At 71.8% G+C, this 15,813-nt stretch carries 15 protein-coding genes; 12 read left to right on the forward strand and 3 right to left on the reverse strand.

From position 1 onward, the window contains the following. Positions 1-16: 16 nt before the first annotated feature. A complete protein-coding gene (locus LCH29_RS05090; RefSeq protein ID WP_446460469.1) occupies positions 17-1,357 on the reverse strand; it encodes an FAD-dependent oxidoreductase in 1,341 nt (446 codons plus the stop codon). 493 nt (positions 1,358-1,850) lie between these two features. Between LCH29_RS05090 and LCH29_RS05095 the strand changes: the two genes are divergently transcribed. Then, positions 1,851-3,152: an MFS transporter gene (locus LCH29_RS05095; RefSeq protein ID WP_446460470.1), complete on the forward strand. Its 1,302-nt coding sequence runs from the start codon at positions 1,851-1,853 to the stop codon at positions 3,150-3,152. A 60-nt stretch (positions 3,153-3,212) separates the two neighbouring features. Here LCH29_RS05095 and LCH29_RS05100 read toward each other — a convergent pair whose 3' ends face one another. Both LCH29_RS05100 and LCH29_RS05105 read right to left on the reverse strand, forming a co-directional pair. Continuing rightward, complete coding sequence (locus tag LCH29_RS05100) at positions 3,213-3,965, reverse strand: SDR family oxidoreductase (protein WP_446460471.1); 753 nt, start codon at positions 3,963-3,965, stop codon at positions 3,213-3,215. A 26-nt stretch (positions 3,966-3,991) separates the two neighbouring features. Further along, complete coding sequence (locus tag LCH29_RS05105; RefSeq protein ID WP_446460577.1) at positions 3,992-5,032, reverse strand: NAD(P)-dependent alcohol dehydrogenase; 1,041 nt, start codon at positions 5,030-5,032, stop codon at positions 3,992-3,994. Positions 5,033-5,232: 200 nt separating this feature from the next. Here LCH29_RS05105 and LCH29_RS05110 point away from each other — a divergent pair, with 200 nt between their 5' ends. The 11 genes from LCH29_RS05110 to LCH29_RS05160 all read left to right on the forward strand — a co-directional run bounded on the left by LCH29_RS05110 (position 5,233) and on the right by LCH29_RS05160 (position 15,786). Then, a complete protein-coding gene (locus tag LCH29_RS05110; protein ID WP_446460472.1) occupies positions 5,233-6,381 on the forward strand; it encodes an acyl-CoA dehydrogenase family protein in 1,149 nt (382 codons plus the stop codon). Positions 6,382-6,475: 94 nt separating this feature from the next. Next, entirely contained in the window at positions 6,476-7,264 is a 789-nt protein-coding gene (locus tag LCH29_RS05115) for an enoyl-CoA hydratase/isomerase family protein (RefSeq protein ID WP_446460473.1), read from the forward strand. 5 nt (positions 7,265-7,269) lie between these two features. Next, positions 7,270-7,650 (forward strand): Zn-ribbon domain-containing OB-fold protein, encoded by a 381-nt coding sequence (locus LCH29_RS05120; protein WP_446460474.1) that lies wholly within the window; start codon positions 7,270-7,272, stop codon positions 7,648-7,650. After that, complete coding sequence (locus tag LCH29_RS05125) at positions 7,647-8,792, forward strand: thiolase family protein (protein WP_446460475.1); 1,146 nt, start codon at positions 7,647-7,649, stop codon at positions 8,790-8,792. Before LCH29_RS05120 ends, LCH29_RS05125 begins: the two co-directional genes overlap by 4 nt. 50 nt (positions 8,793-8,842) lie before the next feature. Then, positions 8,843-10,045: an acyl-CoA dehydrogenase family protein gene (locus tag LCH29_RS05130; protein ID WP_446460578.1), complete on the forward strand. Its 1,203-nt coding sequence runs from the start codon at positions 8,843-8,845 to the stop codon at positions 10,043-10,045. Next, complete coding sequence (locus LCH29_RS05135) at positions 10,042-11,016, forward strand: phosphotransferase family protein (RefSeq protein WP_446460476.1); 975 nt, start codon at positions 10,042-10,044, stop codon at positions 11,014-11,016. The genes LCH29_RS05130 and LCH29_RS05135 overlap by 4 nt, the downstream gene beginning before the upstream one ends. 29 nt (positions 11,017-11,045) lie before the next feature. Further along, positions 11,046-12,272: an acyl-CoA dehydrogenase family protein gene (locus tag LCH29_RS05140; RefSeq protein ID WP_446460477.1), complete on the forward strand. Its 1,227-nt coding sequence runs from the start codon at positions 11,046-11,048 to the stop codon at positions 12,270-12,272. Continuing rightward, entirely contained in the window at positions 12,269-13,045 is a 777-nt protein-coding gene (locus tag LCH29_RS05145) for an SDR family oxidoreductase (protein ID WP_446460478.1), read from the forward strand. The genes LCH29_RS05140 and LCH29_RS05145 overlap by 4 nt, the downstream gene beginning before the upstream one ends. Then, a complete protein-coding gene (locus LCH29_RS05150; protein WP_446460479.1) occupies positions 13,042-13,821 on the forward strand; it encodes an SDR family NAD(P)-dependent oxidoreductase in 780 nt (259 codons plus the stop codon). The genes LCH29_RS05145 and LCH29_RS05150 overlap by 4 nt, the downstream gene beginning before the upstream one ends. Continuing rightward, the gene (locus LCH29_RS05155; protein WP_446460480.1) at positions 13,818-14,609 is read left to right on the forward strand and encodes an enoyl-CoA hydratase/isomerase family protein; all 792 of its coding nucleotides are present in this window, start codon (positions 13,818-13,820) and stop codon (positions 14,607-14,609) included. The genes LCH29_RS05150 and LCH29_RS05155 overlap by 4 nt, the downstream gene beginning before the upstream one ends. A 28-nt stretch (positions 14,610-14,637) precedes the next feature. Further along, complete coding sequence (locus LCH29_RS05160) at positions 14,638-15,786, forward strand: acetyl-CoA C-acetyltransferase (RefSeq protein WP_446460481.1); 1,149 nt, start codon at positions 14,638-14,640, stop codon at positions 15,784-15,786. The last annotated feature ends 27 nt before the right edge of the window (positions 15,787-15,813 follow it).

The raw sequence follows: 15,813 nt of genomic DNA on the forward strand, positions 1-15,813 counted from the left end.
GCCTCCGTAGCAGGGGTCAGGGGTGGCGGGCCGACGCCGCGGCGGTGTCCGCCGCGGTCAGCCCGAAGACGAGGGCTGAGGCGATACCGCCCGCGTAGGCGCGGTGCCACAGGCCGCCGGTGTCCGAACCGGCGGCCAGCAGCCCTGCCAGCGGCTCCCCGTTCTCCGCCAGGACCCGGGCCCGATCGTCGATGCGCACTCCGTGGAACGGGAAGGTGATGGCCGGTGCCGTCTCGATGACGTAGTACGGGGGCTCGTCCAGCGGCAGCGGGTCCAGCTCCCGGCCGGGTACCGCGGCGATCCCTGCCGAGACGCCCTCGTTGAACTGCCGGACCCCGTCGCGGATGGCCTCGCCCCGGTAACCCCATTCCTCGGGCAGGAAGGCCAGCTCGTCGAGATCCTCGGCCAGCCCCACACGACCGCCTCGCTTGTTCGCCAGCGCGAACTTGTCGACGGCGACGGCGCCCTCGACGTAGGAGCCCACGATCCAGTCGCGGAACACCCGGGCGTCGGCGATGAGGAGGCCCCGGCTCTCCGGCTGTTCCAGCAGCGCCATGGAGGTGAGGTGGTCGCCCAGCGTCTCGTCCACGAAACGCTCGTTGCGCAGGTTGAACAGGAGCGCGTGTTCGCTGTAGTACAGCGACAGGTCGACGAAGTCCACCGGGTCGGTGAAGGGCGTACGGCTCGGAATGAGGTGGCCGTAGAAGCCCGCGTCGGCGTGGCCGGTGGCCGCGCCCACCTCGGTCGCCAGGCGGTAGCCACCGCCGCGGCTGTGGGGATTGGAGCGCAGCTCCATGCGGTCGGCGTGGGGGTGCACATGAGCGGTGCGGAGCGCGAGGTCGCCCTGGAACCCGCCGGTCGCGAGGAGCGTGGCACGGGCGCCGACGTTCCTGTGTGTGCCGTCGGCTGACCTCAGCCGGGCTCCCACGACGGCACCGTGCTCGGTCAGCAGGTGTTCGGTGTGGGTGGCGAGCAGCACCCGGCCACCGCCGTCGAGGATGAGCCGACGGCAGGTGTCGAGGTAGTGACCGGTGTCGAACTGGTGGCCGCGGCCGAAGCTCAGGATGCGCTGTGCGTCCTTCACCTCCACCCCGGTGGAGCGGATCCAGGAAACGCCCTCGTCGAACCGGTCCACGAGGGCGCGCTTCAGCGCGAGGTCCCCTCCCGGATTGTGCCGGTCCATGATGTCGTGACTCGGAGCGGTCCACGCGTACCCGGCGAAGCGCGCTGAGCCGCCGACGTCGGTGCTGGTATCCACCAGCACCACGGACAGGCCGCTGCGGACGGCATGGGCGCCGGCGGTCAGGCCCGCCATGCCCGCCCCGACGATGAGTAGATCGACGACTTCCGCGTCCACGCGAAATCTCCTTCGGTGGGGACCGGTGCCCAGTAAAAACGAATCCAGTTCACACCTCAAGACAGGTGCGTCAACCCTGCCCCGAGCCTTGTCGACGCCGGGTCGGGACGGTAGAGAGATGAAGTTAGTTCAATAGTTGGATGGCGCAGGAGGCCGTCATGGCGCATGAAGGGGCCCACGCGGGCCGGTTCGAGGGCAAGGTGCGTACGGGGTTCGCTGAACCGCGGGTGCACCCGTACGCGACTCGCGAGGAGATCGCCGACAGCGCCCTGTCCTCGCCAGTGACGCCGCGGTGCTGCTCGCCAACGGCGTCCGGTACCGTCTGCATTCGTCACCCTGAATTCACTTCAGGTTGCCGCGCGTGGTCACCCTTGTTGCTTCCCGGCTATCCGAGAAATCCCGGCCCACAGGCTAGCTGTACTGAGTTCAGTTCTGTAGCGTCCCGGGCGTCGGCAAGGAACGGGACCGCGCCGTTCGGAAGGAGAGCCGGATCATGAGCACCACTGAGCAGCCCGCCCCGCCGGGGTCAGCGTCAGCGTCGTACGAACCCCGCACGGTTCGCCGCGCGATGCTCGCCGGAAGCATCGGCACACTGATCGAATACTACGATTTCAGCATATATGGCTATCTCGCCGTGGCCATCGCCCCGCAATTCTTCCCGAACGAGGACCCGACGGCCTCGACGCTGGCGGCACTCGCGGTGCTCGCCACCGGCCTCGTGGTGCGGCCCCTCGGCGGTGTTTTCTTCGGGTGGCTCGGCGACCGATGGGGTCGTCGCAAGGCGCTGGTCTCCTCCGTGCTGTGCATGGGGGTGGCCAGCAGCATCACGGGGCTGCTGCCGACCTACAGCCAGATCGGCGTGCTCGCCGCGGTGCTGCTCTTCCTCACCCGGCTGGTGCAGGGCATCTCCTCGGGCGGCGAGTCGGTCGGCGCCTACACCTACATCTACGAGTCGGCGCCGCCCCGGCGCAGGGCTTTCCTCGGCGCCGTCACGCCCATTGGCTCCAACCTCGGATTCATGTTCGCGGCGGCCACGGCCGGGGCGATCTCCGCCCTCATCACCAAGGATCAGATGGCCGACTGGGGGTGGCGGCTGCCCTTCCTGATGGCCGTACCCCTCACCCTCATCTGTCTGTGGGCCCGGATGCGAATCGAGGACACCCCGGAGTTCGAGGAGGCCGCGAAGCGCGCCGACATCCCGGCCGCCCCGATCCGGGAGGTCCTGTCCACCCACCGCACCGCGCTGCTCCAGTCCATCGGACTGGCCATGGCCCAGGGTGGCGCCATCTTCCTCGGTCTGACGTACATGGGCATCTACCTGACCACGAACCTGGGGTACGACCCCACGCACGTGTTCTGGCTGACCGCGGGCGTCGTCCTCGTCACCGTGCTGCTCATGGTGCCCGCCGGGTGGCTCGCCGCCCGGTTCGGCTGCCGTCGCGTCCTGCTGGCGGGACTGCTGGGCTTCCTGGTGACGGCGTACCCCGCGATGACGCTCATGGGGCGGCACAGCCTGGCCGTGGCGGGTCTGGCCTATCTGCTTTTCATGCTGAGCAGTGCGTTCGTGCAGGTCCCGGCGGCCAGCCTCTGGCCGCGTCTGTTCGAACGCCGGGTCCGCTACACCGGGATGGCGATCGGGTACAACATCGGCACCGTCCTCGCGGGCGGCACGGCTCCGTACATCGCGGCCTTCCTGGTGCAGCGGACGGGGAACCTGCTCTCCCCGGCGTTCTTCGTGATGGCGGTCTGCCTGATCGGGCTCGGCGCCCTGTCCACCGTCCGCAAGGACGTGTAGGTACGTGTAAGGACGTGTAAGGGCGCGGACGGCAACAGGCACGTCGGCGGCGGACGCGGGTCAGGACTTGTCCGGCGCGTGGCCGTGGCCGACGTGCCCGATGGTCTGGCCGCCGTCGACGGCGAACTCCCCGCCCGTGGTGTACGAGGCGTCGTCGCTCGCGAGGAAGAGCACCATGCGGGTGACCTCGTCGGGCTCCCCGATGCGGGCCACGGGCTGCCGGGCGAAGCGCTCGGGTGCGGCCTTCTCGCCCATGGGCGTGCGGATGACGCCCGGATGCACGGAGTTGATCCGTACCCCCGTGCCCGCCATGTCCAGCGCGGCGGCCTTGGTCATCCCGCGCACCCCCCACTTGCTCGCCACATAACCGATGCCATCGGCGAAGCCCATGAGGCCCGCGGCCGAGGAGATGTTGACGACCGCCCCGCGGCCGCGGGCGCGCATGCCGGGCAGGACGGTGTGCATGCCGAGGAAGGCGCCCACCAGATTGACGTCGACGATGCGGCGGAAGTGCTCGGGCGACTGCTCCTCGACGCCGCCGAAGTGAAGGATCCCGGCGTTGTTGACCAGGACGTCCACGGGACCCAAGGTGTCCTCGACCGTGCGCACGACGGACCGCCACTGTGCCTCGTCCGTGACGTCGAGGTGGCAGTACCGGGCGTGGGCGAGTTCGCCCGCCAGGGACTCTCCCTCGTCGTCCAGGACATCGCAGACGGCGATCCGGGCGCCTTCCGCGGCCAGCCCGCGGACATGGGTGGCGCCCATGCCCCGGGCCCCGCCCGTGACGATCGCGACCATTCCCTCGAAGCGCATCCGAGCTCCCCTTCCGTTGAATGTGGTCAGTCCGGCACCAGCACGGCCCGCCCCCGCACCCGGCCGTGGCGGAGGCGGTCGATCGCCTCCGCCGCGGCCGACATGGGGAACCGCTCCGTCTCGACGTGCAGCGCCCCCGACCGGGCCAGTGCGACCACCTCGGCGAGCTGGTGGCGCGGTCCCCAGAAGGGCAGCGAGAGCCTGAAGCCCGGCGGGAGAACACCCGGCTTGGAGACCGTCAGACGGCCGCCTCCGCTGCCGACGACGGCGAGTTCACCACCGGGCCGCAGAACACCGACGGCGAGGTCGAGCGTCTCCGCGGTGCCGACGAAGTCGAGCACGGCGTCCGCGCCCACATCCCCGCCGCGCGTCCTCAGTACACGGGCGGTGTCCGCCCGCATCAGGGTGCCGAAGTCCGCGCCGGAGCGGTCCGCGAGGGCCAGGGCGTCGTCCCGGACATCGACCGCCAGCACACGGCACGCCGTGGTCGCGCGGAGGATCTGCACCGCCAGGTGGCCGAGCCCGCCGATGCCGATCACGACGGCGGTGGCGCCCTCGCCGAGCGCGTGCCGGAGCCCGGCCACGGCGTGGTACGAGGTCAGGCCGGCGTCGGAGAGCGGGGCCGCCTGTTCGGCGTCCAGACCGTCGGCCCGCACCAGATGGCGGGCGGACGGCACGAGCACGTACCCGGCCATGCCGCCGTCCCGGCCCAGTCCCACGCCGTGCCACGGGAGGGTGTCGCGGTGGTCGCAGTAGTTGTCCCAGCCCGCGGCGCAACGGCCGCAGCTTCCGCAGCCCCACGGTCCGTAGAGCACCACACGCTCGTCCACCTCCACCCCGTCCGTGTCGGGTCCCAGGGCCGCGACCCGCCCGGCGACCTCATGGCCGAGCGTGAACGGCAGCCGGTAGGGGAGCGCCCCCGGGGCCGCGTCGATGACATGCAGATCGGAGTGGCACAGCCCGGTGGCGTCGACCCGTACCAGGACCTGTGCGCGCTGGGGGACGGGCCGCTCGACGTCGACCGGCTCCGGTGGCTCGCCCCACGCCGTCAGCCGCAATGCCCTCATCGTCACCGTCCCAGGTCTGGTCGGACTGCGGCCGCCACGTTAACAGAGGTGAAGTAAGTTCAATAGATGAAGGCAAAGGTGGGGCGCGGTGTGCGGAGGGCTTGCCGGGCAGGCGTTCCCTGCCTACGGTCAAATGAACCGAGTTCAAATTGTCGGATCGATCGGATCCGGCACCGTCGTACGAGCACGATGGAGACCCCATGCGACCGCGCCACCCCGAGATCGCCCCCCGACTGCTGTCCGAGACGGACGAACAACGGCAGCTGCGTACCGTCCTGCGGGACCTCTTCCGTGAGACCAGCAGCCCGGAGGATGCCCGCAAACATCTGGCCACACCGCGCGGATACGACGAAGCCCTCTGGGTGCGGCTCGCGGGCGAGATCGGGGTACACGGGCTGGCCGTTCCGGAGGAGTACGGCGGGTCGGGCTTCACCTTCGCCGAGCTGGCGGTCGCCCTGGAGGAGGCCGGGCGGGCCCTGTGCTGTGCGCCGCTGCTGCCCACGGTGGCGCTGGCCGCGCACGCCCTGCTGTACAGCGGTGACCGCACGGCATGCGAGCGCTATCTGCCCCGGATCGCCGACGGCGCCCTCACCGCGACCGTGGCCGGATTCGGCGACGGCGAGCCCGGTGTCACAGCCGAGCGGGGGAGCGCCGGGTGGGTGCTGCGCGGGCGGGCGGACTTCGTCCTCGACGGGGCCGGTGCGGATCTGATCATGGTGCGGGCCGCGACCCCCGCCGGACCCCGGCTGCTCGCCTGCGAGCCGGATCCCGGTACCTGCCGGCGGACGCCCCGCCGCGTCCTGGACGAGACGCGGCGCCAGGCGCTGGTGGAGTTCCGGGGCGCACCGGCGACCCCTGTCGGTACGGCGGAGGGCGCCGAGGACACGGTCTCGGCGACCCTGGACACCGGGCGGGCCGCGCTGGCGGCCGAACAGGTCGGCGGCAGCGGACACGCCCTGGACGCCACGGTCGAATTCGTCGCCCAGCGCCACCAGTTCGGGCGTCCCATCGGTTCCTTCCAGGCCGTCAAGCACCGGCTGGCCGATGTGCTGGTCGCGCTGGAGGCGGCGCGTTCGGCCTCCGCGTACGCCACGGCCTGCGTCGCTGTCGCCCGGGAGCAGCTGCCGGTGGCTGCCGGTGCCGCCGCCGTGGTCTGCTCCGAGACCTTCCGCCTGGCCACGGCCGAGTACGTCCAGCTGCACGGTGGCATCGGCTTCACCTGGGAGCACCCGGCCCATCTGTATGTGCGCCGCGCCCGCGGCGCCGAGGTGCTGTTCGGTACGGCGGACCGGCACCGGGCGCGGCTGGCCGTGCTCGCCGGGCTGACTCTTGAACCATGTTCGGTTTGACCGTCGCCGGTTCTGTCTCGATCAAGGGGTTGACAGCGCCGTCTCCTGCTCGCAGAGTTGTAGTGAATTCAGTTCAGTTTCGAGGGGTGAGCGTATGACCGTGGAAGACGAGATCCAGTTCGAGCGCGACGGCCACGTGGCCCGGGTGTGGCTCAACCGCCCGTGGAAGAAGAACTGCGTCACCGTGCCGATCCTGGACCGGCTCGACGAGATCATCACCGAGGTCGACGAGGACCCCGAGCTGCGGGTCCTGGTGGTCCGCGGCCGCGGCGGCACCTTCTGCTCGGGCTTCGACCTCGACAGCCTGAAGGCCGAGTACGTCGGCAAGTCGAACGCGATCGACGTGGCGGTGAAGTCCGCGAAGGTGTGCGACCGCCTCTACTCGATGAAGACCCCCTCGGTCGCGGTCCTGGAGGGCCACGTCACCGCCGGTGGCTTCGAGATCATGATCTCCTGCGACTTCGCCATCTCCGCCGACGACGCGAAGATCGGCGACTTCCACATCCGCCGCGCGCTGTTCGGCGGAGCGGGCCCGATCTACCGGGTGCCGCGCATGATCGGCATCCGCAAGACCAAGGAGCTGATGCTCACCGGCAAGCTCCTCTCCGGCGTCGAGGCCGCCGAGTTCGGGCTCATCAACCTGTCCGCACCGGCGGAGGAACTGGACGCGACGGTCGAGGAGTTCATCGGCAACCTCACCGACAAGAGCCCCTTCACCATGTGGCTCACCAAGATGACGATCGACCGCAGCCTGGACGCCGACACCCAGTCGCTGATGGTGATGGAGCACCTCGCCGTGGGCGTGGCGCTCAACTCCGACGACGCCAACGAGGGCGTGTCGGCGTTCCTGGAGAAGCGTGAACCCAAGTGGCAGGGGCGCTGACCCGGATGGCCACGGATCCGCGGAGTCCGGACGCCGGGCTCCAGGGCTCGCGCTGCTCCGGCTGCGCGGTGACGGTCTACCCCGCGGAGGACGCGTGCCCGCGCTGCGGGGAGGCCGCCGATCCGGCGGCCCTCCAGGGCACGGGCACGCTGTGGACCTGGACGGTGCAGCGGTACGCCCCCAAGTCGCCGCCCTATCAGGCCCCGCCCGGAGGCTTCGTACCCTTCGCGCTCGGCTACGTCGAGCTGGCGGAGGGCGTGCGGGTGGCCGCCGTCCTCGACCTCGAGAACCTCGACGACATCCGCATCGGCATGCCCCTGACCGTGACCGCGGGCCCCGGTGTCCCGCGGGCCAGGCCCACCGGCCGCGGCAAGGAGGGAACATGAGCAGCGAGGTCCTGATCTGCGGCGCCGGGCGCACACCGTTCGGCCGGTCCGAGGCCACGGGCCGCCGACTCGCCGTCGGCGCGGTGAACGCGGCGCTGGCGGACGCCGGAATCGCGTGGTCGCGCGTGCGGGCCGCGTTCGGCGGCAGCGACAGTGCGGGGCTCGCCGACACGCTGGTGGCCCAACTCGGCCTGACCGGGCTGCCGTTCGTCAATGTCAAGAACGGCTGCGCCACCGGCGGCAGCGCGCTCATCTCCGCCGTGAACGCCATCCGCTCCGGCATGGCCGACGTCGTCCTCGCCGTCGGCTTCGACAAACATCCGCGCGGCGCCTTCGACCCCAGGCCCGAGGACTGGGGCCTGGGGGCGGAATACGGCAGCGACGGGCTGATGGTGACCACCCAGTTCTTCGGCATGAAGATCCAGCGCTATATGCACGACCACGGGATCACCCCGCGGACGCTCGGCCTGGTCGCCGAGAAGGCGTACCGCAACGGTGCCCTGACCCCCGACGCATGGCGCCGCAAACCGCTGTCCGCCGAGGAGATCCTCGGCTCCGGGATGGTCAGCGATCCCCTGACCCGCTACATGTTCTGTTCCCCCGGAGCGGGCGCGGCCGCGCTGGTGCTCTGCTCCCCGGAGGCCGCCCGCACCATGGACGGCACGCCGGTCACCCTGCGCTCGGCCGCCGTCCGCACCCGGCGCTTCGGCTCGTTCGAAGTCTTCAGCCCGTGGATCCCCGCGGGTGAGCTGACCAGCGTCAGCCGTGACGCCTCGGCCGCCGCCTTCGAGGAGGCGGGGGTCGGCCCCGGCGACATCGACGTGTGCCAGCTCCAGGACACCGAGAGCGGCGCGGAGGTCATGCACATGGCCGAGTGCGGGTTCTGTGCGGACGGCGAGCAGGAGCGGCTGGTGGCCTCGGGCGCCACCGGAATCGGCGGAACGCTGCCGGTCAACACCGACGGCGGCTGCATCGCCAACGGCGAACCCATCGGAGCGTCGGGGCTGCGCCAGGTCTACGAGGTCGTCCAGCAGTTGCGCGGCCGGGCCGGTGAACGCCAGGTCCCGGGCCGGCCCCGCGTCGGCTTCACCCATGTGTACGGCGCCCCCGGCGTGAGCGCCTGCACGGTGCTGTCCCGCTGATACGTCCCCACGTCCCGCCGATCGGAGGTGGCACAGAAGTGGCAGAAGAGATGAGCGGCATCCCCGAACCCGAGGAATTCCGCGCCCGGGCCCGGCAGTGGCTCGGTACCGTCGCCCGGCCCCGCGCCGCAGACGGGGAGTGGGGCAGCGGCTCCGACTCCGTGGCCGTGTTCGACAACTGGACCGAGGAGCAGGAGCGCGAGCACACCGCCCGCGTCCAGGAGTGGGAACGCACCCGCTACGACCAGGGGTGGTCCGCGCTCCACTGGGAGGAGACCTACGGGGGCCGGGGCCTGCCCGCGTACTACGAGCAGCTCTACCGCGCCGAGGAAGCGGCCTTCGACGTGCCGCACCGCCCCGAGATCTTCCCGGTGACACAGGCGCTCGTCGCCCCCGCGATCGCCCTCTGGGGCACCGAGGAGCAGAAACGGCGCTGGCTGCGGCCCATGCTGCGGACCGACGAACTGGCCTGCCAGCTGTTCTCGGAGACCGAGGCCGGTTCCGACCTCGCCGCGGTGCGGACGAAGGCGGTGCGTGACGGCGACACCTGGGTGCTGACCGGGCACAAGGTGTGGACCTCCGGAGCCCGCGTCGCCACCTGGGGCGTCGCGGTGTGCCGCACCGATCCGGACGTGCGCAAACACGCGGGCATCACCGTCTTCCTGGTACGCATGGACGCGCCCGGTGTCACCGTACGGCCCATCCGGCAGATGACCGGTGGCACCAGCTTCAACGAGGTCTACCTCGACGGCGTCACCGTGCCCGACACCGACCGGCTCGGCCCGGTCGGCGAGGGCTGGCGGGTCACGCTCAGCGTGCTGGCCGCCGAACGGCTCGACTCCGGCAGCCTCGGCCTCGACAACGCCGACCGGGCCCTGGACCTCGCCGCGCACCTGCCGCGCCCCCTCACCGGCGCCGAACAGCAGCGGGCCGCCGACCTCCACATCCGCACCCTGATCCAGCGGCTCATCGGACTACGGGTGACCGCCGCACTCGTCGCCGGACGCGAACCCGGCGCGGAAGCCTCGGTCGGCAAGCTGTACGCCACCGAGACCATGCGCCGCACCAGCGACCTGGTGTCCGAACTGCTGGGTCCGACCCTCGTGGCGGACACGGGGGAGTGGGGCACCTACGCCTGGACGGAACACCTGCTCGGCGCCCCCGGCTACAGCATCGCGGGCGGCACCGACGAGATCCAGCGCACCATCCTCGCCGAACGCGTCCTCGGCCTGCCCAAGGAGCCCACCCGATGAGCACGGCCACCCAAGGGACACAGCTGGCCGCCCGGGTCCGCGAGCGCCTCGCCCGCCACCACCCGGGCGCGCCGATCGGCGAGCTGACCGTACTGCCGGGCGGCCACTCCGGGCTGACGTACTCGGTCACGGCGGGGGACGCCCGGTACGTCATCAAGGCGGTGCCGCCCGGACAGCGGCCCGTCGGGCGCAACGACGTCCTGCGCCAGGCCCGGGTGCTGGGCGCGCTGGCCGGGTCCACGGTGCCGGTGCCGGGCGTCGCGGCCGTCGACGAGACCGACCCCGCCTGGTTCGCCATGGACTTCGCCGCCGGGGAGGCCGTCGAGCCGGTACTCGACGAGCACGAGGTGCCCGCCGCGACGGCCCGCGCCCGGATGCTGGAGATCACTGGCGTCCTGCGGCGGCTGCACACCACCGATGTCGACACGCCCGGGCTCGGCGCGCCCGAACCCCTCGACGCCGCCGGTGAGCTGGAGCGGTGGAGCCGCACCCTGCACGCCGTCCCCGACGAACTGCGGCCCGGCGGAGAGGAGTTGCTCGCCCGCCTCGCCGACGACGTGCCGCAGAGCCTCCCGCCGGTGCTGCTGCACGGGGACTTCCGGCTCGGCAACGTGCTGTGCGTGGACGAGCGCGCCGTGGCCGTCGTGGACTGGGAGATCTGGAGCGTCGGCGATCCGCGGATCGACCTCGGCTGGTTCCTGCTCTTCGCCGACCACCGCAACTTCCCCCGGCTGGGACACCCCGTACCCGGCCTGCCCGGCGAGACCGAACTGATGGACACCTACCGCGACGGCCGTCCCGCCCTGCCCGCCATGGACTGGTTCCGGGCACTCGGCCGCATGAAGATGGCCGCGATCATGGGCCACAATCTGCGCCGCCACCGCGAGGGCAAGCACCACGACCCGGACCAGGAACGCCTGCCGCCCACCATCGCCGCGATGATCCGCACGGCACGCGACATCCTCGGCTGATCCGGGCCGGCCACCGAACAGGAGCACACGTGGACTTCGGATTCTCGCCCCGCGCGAGCGAACTCCAGGACCGCATACGGTCGTTCATGGACCAGCACGTCCTGCCCGCGGAAGCGGTCTACGACCGGCAGCTGGCCGAAGCGGACGACCCGCACGCGCTGCCACCGGTCATGGCCGGACTGAAGGAGAAGGCCCGCGCCGAGGGCCTGTGGAACCTCTTCATGGCACACGGCGACTGGGGCGCGGGCCTCACCAACCTCGAATACGCCCCGCTCATGGAACTGGCCGGGCGCTCCATCATCGGCCCCGAAGTGTTCAACTGCTCGGCGCCCGACACCGGCAACATGGAACTCCTCGCCCTGTACGGCACCCCCGAGCAGCAGGAGCGCTGGCTGCGCCCCCTGCTCGACGCCGAGATCCGCTCGTGCTTCGCCATGACCGAGCCGGAAGTCGCCAGCTCCGACGCCCGCAACATCCGCACCCGCATCACCCGCGACGGCGACGCTTACGTCGTCAACGGCCGCAAGTGGTACACCTCCGGGATCCTCGACCCCGACTGCGAGCTCATCATCCTGATGGGCAAGACGGATCCGCAGGCGCCCACCTACCGGCAGCAGAGCATGCTGCTCATCCCCCGGGACACGCCGGGCATCACGATCCTGCGCGACCTGCCGATGTTCGGCTACACCGACCGGCTCGGACACGGCGACGTGCTCTTCGAGGACGTCCGCGTCCCCGTCGCGAACATCCTCGGCGGCGAGGGCGAGGGCTTCGCGCTCGCCCAGGGACGGCTCGGCCCGGGCCGGATGCACTACGCGATGCGCGCCGTGGGATTCGCCGAGCGCGCCCTTCAGCTGATGTGCGAGCGCGTCACCGCACGCACCGCCTTCGGCGGACCCCTCGCCGACCGGGGCGTGGTCCGCGAGTGGATCGCCCGCAGCCGCATCGAGATCGAGCAGCTGCGCCTCCTCGTCCTCAAATCGGCCTGGCTGATGGACACCGTCGGCAACGCCGCCGCCCGCATGGAGGTGGCCGCCATCAAGGTCGCGGCGCTGGACGTCGCCCACAAGGTGGTCGACCGCGCGGTGCAGGCCCACGGAGCGGCGGGCGTCAGCGACGACACCGTACTCGCCCGGCTGTACGCCATCACCCGGGCACTGCGCATCGCCGACGGCCCCGACGAAGTACACCTGCGGACCGTGGCCCGCCAGGAACTGGACAAGTACGCAACGACACGACCGACGGGAGCAGCGTGAGCGCCCACAGCCTCGACGGCAAGGTGGCCGTCATCACCGGCGGATCCCGCGGCATCGGCCTCGGCATCGCCGCCGCCTACCGGGCGGCCGGAGCACACGTGGTGATCGCGGCCCGCAAAGCGACCGGGCTCGCCCAGGCACGCGAGGAACTGCTGCGCACCAAGGGCGACGGCGACATCCACACCGTGGTGGCCAACGCCGGTGAACCCGACCAGGCGGAAGGCTGCGTCGAGGAGACGATGTCCCGCTTCGGCCGCCTCGACGTCCTCGTCAACAACGCGGCCACCAACCCGTACCACGGCGAGCTGCTCGACCTGGACCTGCCGCGCGCGGAGAAGACCGTCCGCGTCAACCAGTACGGCATGATCGCCTGGACCCGTTACGCCTGGCGGGCCTGGATGGCCGAGCACGGGGGAGCGGTGGTCAACATCGCCTCCGTCGGCGGGCTCATCGTCGATCCGCACATCGGCTACTACAACGCCACCAAGGCCGCCATGCTGCACATGACCCGGCAGCTCGCCTACGAACTCGGGCCGCGCGCCCGCGTCAACGCCATCGCCCCCGGGCTGATCAAAACCGAGCTGGCCCGGGCGGTGTGGGAGGTACGCGAGCCGATCCTCACCGCCAAGCTGCCGCTGCGGCGCCTCGGCACGGTGGAGGACGTGGCCCACGCGGCGCTGTTCCTGGCCTCCGACGCCTCGTCCTGGATGACCGGCCAGACCCTGGTGCTCGACGGCGGCGCCACCGCCCTGCCGATCGGGGTGGAGGCATGAGCACACCGCGACCCGCCGCCGAGCTGTTCTCCCTCCAGGGCAGGACGGCCCTGGTCACCGGCGCCTCCGCCGGTCTCGGCGCACGCTTCGCCAGCGTCCTCGCGCAGGCCGGAGCCACCGTGTACGCCGCTGCCCGGCGCCTCGACCGGCTGAAGGAACTCGCCGATTCCGACGCCCGCATCCACCCCGTCGCCTGCGACGTCTCACGGGACGAGGACCGTTCGCGGCTCGTGGAGACCGCGCGCGCCGCCACCGGACACGTCGACATCCTCGTCAACAACGCGGCCGCGTCCGGCGAGACCCGCGCCGAGGACGAATCCCCGGACGCCTTCGCCGACGTCCTCGGCGTCAACCTCACCGCCCCCTTCCACCTGGCACGCCTGGTGGCGGAGGCCCCCGCCGGGGACGGCGCTCCGCCCCGGAGCGTCATCAACGTCTCCTCCATCCTCGGCCTGGTCACCGCCGCCCCGCTCGGCGGCGCGAGCTACTCCGCGTCCAAGGCCGGGCTGATCGGGCTGACCCGGGAGCTGGCCGGACAGTGGGGCCCGCACGGCACCCGTGTCAACGCGCTCGCCCCCGGCTGGTTCCGCACCGAGATGACCGCCGACCTCTTCGACGACGAGCGCTCCGCCCGCTGGGTCGAGCGCAACACCCTGCTGCGGCGCGGCGGCGACGGCCATGAACTCGACGGCGCGCTGCTGTTCCTCGCGTCGGACGCCTCCTCGTACTGCACCGGGCAGATCCTCACCGTCGACGGCGGATGGACCGCGCGATGAGGGTCGGCATCGACATCGACGACGGTCTGGCCCACCTCACCCTGCGCCGTGGCGAGGCGGGCAACGCCATCGACCTGGACATGGCACACGGACTCCTGGACGCGGCACGGACCTGCGCGACGGAGCGCGTACGGGCCGTCCTGCTGACCGGCGAGGGGAAATCCTTCTGCGTCGGCGGCGACCTCGGGGAGTTCTCCCGGCTCTCCGGCGCGGCGCTTGAGAAGCACCTCACCGCGGTGACCGACGCGCTCCACGACGCGCTGCGCACGTTCGCGGCGAGCGACGCGCCCATGGTGGCCGCCGTACAGGGAGCCGTCGCGGGCGCGGGGCTCGGCCTGGCCGCGTCCGCCGATGTGACCCTCGCCGCCGACACCGCCTCCTTCACCGCCGCGTACACGGGCATCGGCTACTCGCCGGACGCCGGGGTCAGCTGGTTCCTGCCTCGCATCGTCGGCCCCAAGCGGGCCCTGGACCTGCTGCTGACCAACCGCCGCGTCACGGCGGCCGAAGCTGCGGACATCGGGCTGGTGAGCCGGGTCGTCGCACCCGACCGCCTGACCGCCGAGGCCGCGCGCACGGCCGAGGCGCTGCGCCGCGGCCCCACGGCCGCCTTCGGCGCCACCCGCCGTCTCGTCGCCGCCGGGCTGACCGCCGACCTCGGCCCGCACCTGGACCGGGAGGCCCGCGCGATCGCCGCCGCGGCCGCCTCCGACGCCGGGCGGGAGGGCGTCGCCGCCTTCCTGGGCAAGCGTCCGCCCGACTTCACGCGCGGCGCCCCCACTGCCTGAAACCCCAACCCGAACCATGGAGCCCGCCATGTCCGAAGCGTTCATCGTCGGAGCCGTCCGCACCCCCGTCGGCCGCCGCAAGGGCGCGCTCAGCGCTGTGCACCCCGCCGACCTCGGCGCCCATGTGCTGCGCGCCCTGCTGGAACGCACCGGCGCCGACCCGGACGCCGTCGACGACGTGTACTTCGGGTGCGTCGGCCAGATCGGCGCCCAGACCGGCAACGTCGCCCGCACCGCCTGGCTGTCCGCCGGGCTGCCGCAGCACGTGCCCGGCACCACCATCGACCGCCAGTGCGGCTCCTCCCAGCAGGCCGTGCACTTCGCGGCCCAGGCGGTCGGCTCCGGCGCCGCCGACCTGGTGGTCGCCGGTGGGGTGGAGGTGATGAGCCTGGTGCCCATCGCCAGCCCCATGTACGTCGGAGAGCAGGCGGGCCTCGGCAGCCCGTACGCGGGGGACGGCTGGCGCGAGCACTTCGGCGACCAGGAGGTCTCCCAGTTCCGCGGGGCCGAACTGATCGCCGGGAAATGGGGCATCTCGCGTGCGGACATGGAGGAGTTCGCGCTCGCCAGCCATCAGCGGGCCATCGCCGCCCAGGCCGACGGGGCCTTCGACGACGAGATCACCCCGGCCTTCGGCCTCACCGCCGACGAAGGCCCGCGCGCCGACACCACCCTGGAGAAGATGGCCGGGCTGAAGACCCTCACCGAGGACGGCAGGCTGACCGCCGCCGTTTCCAGCCAGATCTCCGACGGCGCCGCCGCCCTGCTGATCGCCTCGGGGGAGGCGGTGCGCCGCCACGGTCTGACCCCGCTCGCCCGTGTGCACAGCATGGCCGTCGTCGGCTCCGACCCGATCCACATGCTGACCGGTCCGATCCCCGCCACCGAGAAGGTCCTGGACAAGGCCGGGTTGCCGATCGGCGCGATCGATCTGGTCGAGATCAATGAGGCCTTCGCTTCCGTGGTCCTCGCCTGGCAGAAGGAGACCGGCGCCGCCCCGGAGCGGGTCAACGCCTTCGGCGGAGCGATCGCGCTCGGACATCCGCTCGGTGCCACCGGTGCCCGGCTCATGACGACGCTCGTCCACCAACTGCGCAGGACCGGAGGACGCTATGGCCTGCAAACCATGTGCGAGGGCGGGGGCATGGCGAACGCGACCGTGCTGGAGCGCCTGTGACCCGAGCCGACCCGGGCCGACCCCCGA

The organism is Streptomyces sp. BRA346, from assembly GCF_052851135.1.

What these genes read in the sequence shown, in the direction of transcription:
- LCH29_RS05110 (WP_446460472.1), top strand. Translation starts at nt 5,233, where the DNA reads ATGCGACCGCGCCACCCCGAGATCGCCCCCCGACTGCTGTCCGAGACG.
- LCH29_RS05150 (WP_446460479.1), top strand. Translation starts at nt 13,042, where the DNA reads ATGAGCACACCGCGACCCGCCGCCGAGCTGTTCTCCCTCCAGGGCAGG.
- LCH29_RS05125 (WP_446460475.1), top strand. Translation starts at nt 7,647, where the DNA reads ATGAGCAGCGAGGTCCTGATCTGCGGCGCCGGGCGCACACCGTTCGGC.
- LCH29_RS05095 (WP_446460470.1), top strand. Translation starts at nt 1,851, where the DNA reads ATGAGCACCACTGAGCAGCCCGCCCCGCCGGGGTCAGCGTCAGCGTCG.
- LCH29_RS05135 (WP_446460476.1), top strand. Translation starts at nt 10,042, where the DNA reads ATGAGCACGGCCACCCAAGGGACACAGCTGGCCGCCCGGGTCCGCGAG.
- LCH29_RS05160 (WP_446460481.1), top strand. Translation starts at nt 14,638, where the DNA reads ATGTCCGAAGCGTTCATCGTCGGAGCCGTCCGCACCCCCGTCGGCCGC.
- LCH29_RS05130 (WP_446460578.1), top strand. Translation starts at nt 8,843, where the DNA reads ATGAGCGGCATCCCCGAACCCGAGGAATTCCGCGCCCGGGCCCGGCAG.
- LCH29_RS05155 (WP_446460480.1), top strand. Translation starts at nt 13,818, where the DNA reads ATGAGGGTCGGCATCGACATCGACGACGGTCTGGCCCACCTCACCCTG.
- LCH29_RS05115 (WP_446460473.1), top strand. Translation starts at nt 6,476, where the DNA reads ATGACCGTGGAAGACGAGATCCAGTTCGAGCGCGACGGCCACGTGGCC.
- LCH29_RS05100 (WP_446460471.1), bottom strand. Translation starts at nt 3,965, where the DNA reads ATGCGCTTCGAGGGAATGGTCGCGATCGTCACGGGCGGGGCCCGGGGC.
- LCH29_RS05120 (WP_446460474.1), top strand. Translation starts at nt 7,270, where the DNA reads ATGGCCACGGATCCGCGGAGTCCGGACGCCGGGCTCCAGGGCTCGCGC.
- LCH29_RS05105 (WP_446460577.1), bottom strand. Translation starts at nt 5,032, where the DNA reads ATGAGGGCATTGCGGCTGACGGCGTGGGGCGAGCCACCGGAGCCGGTC.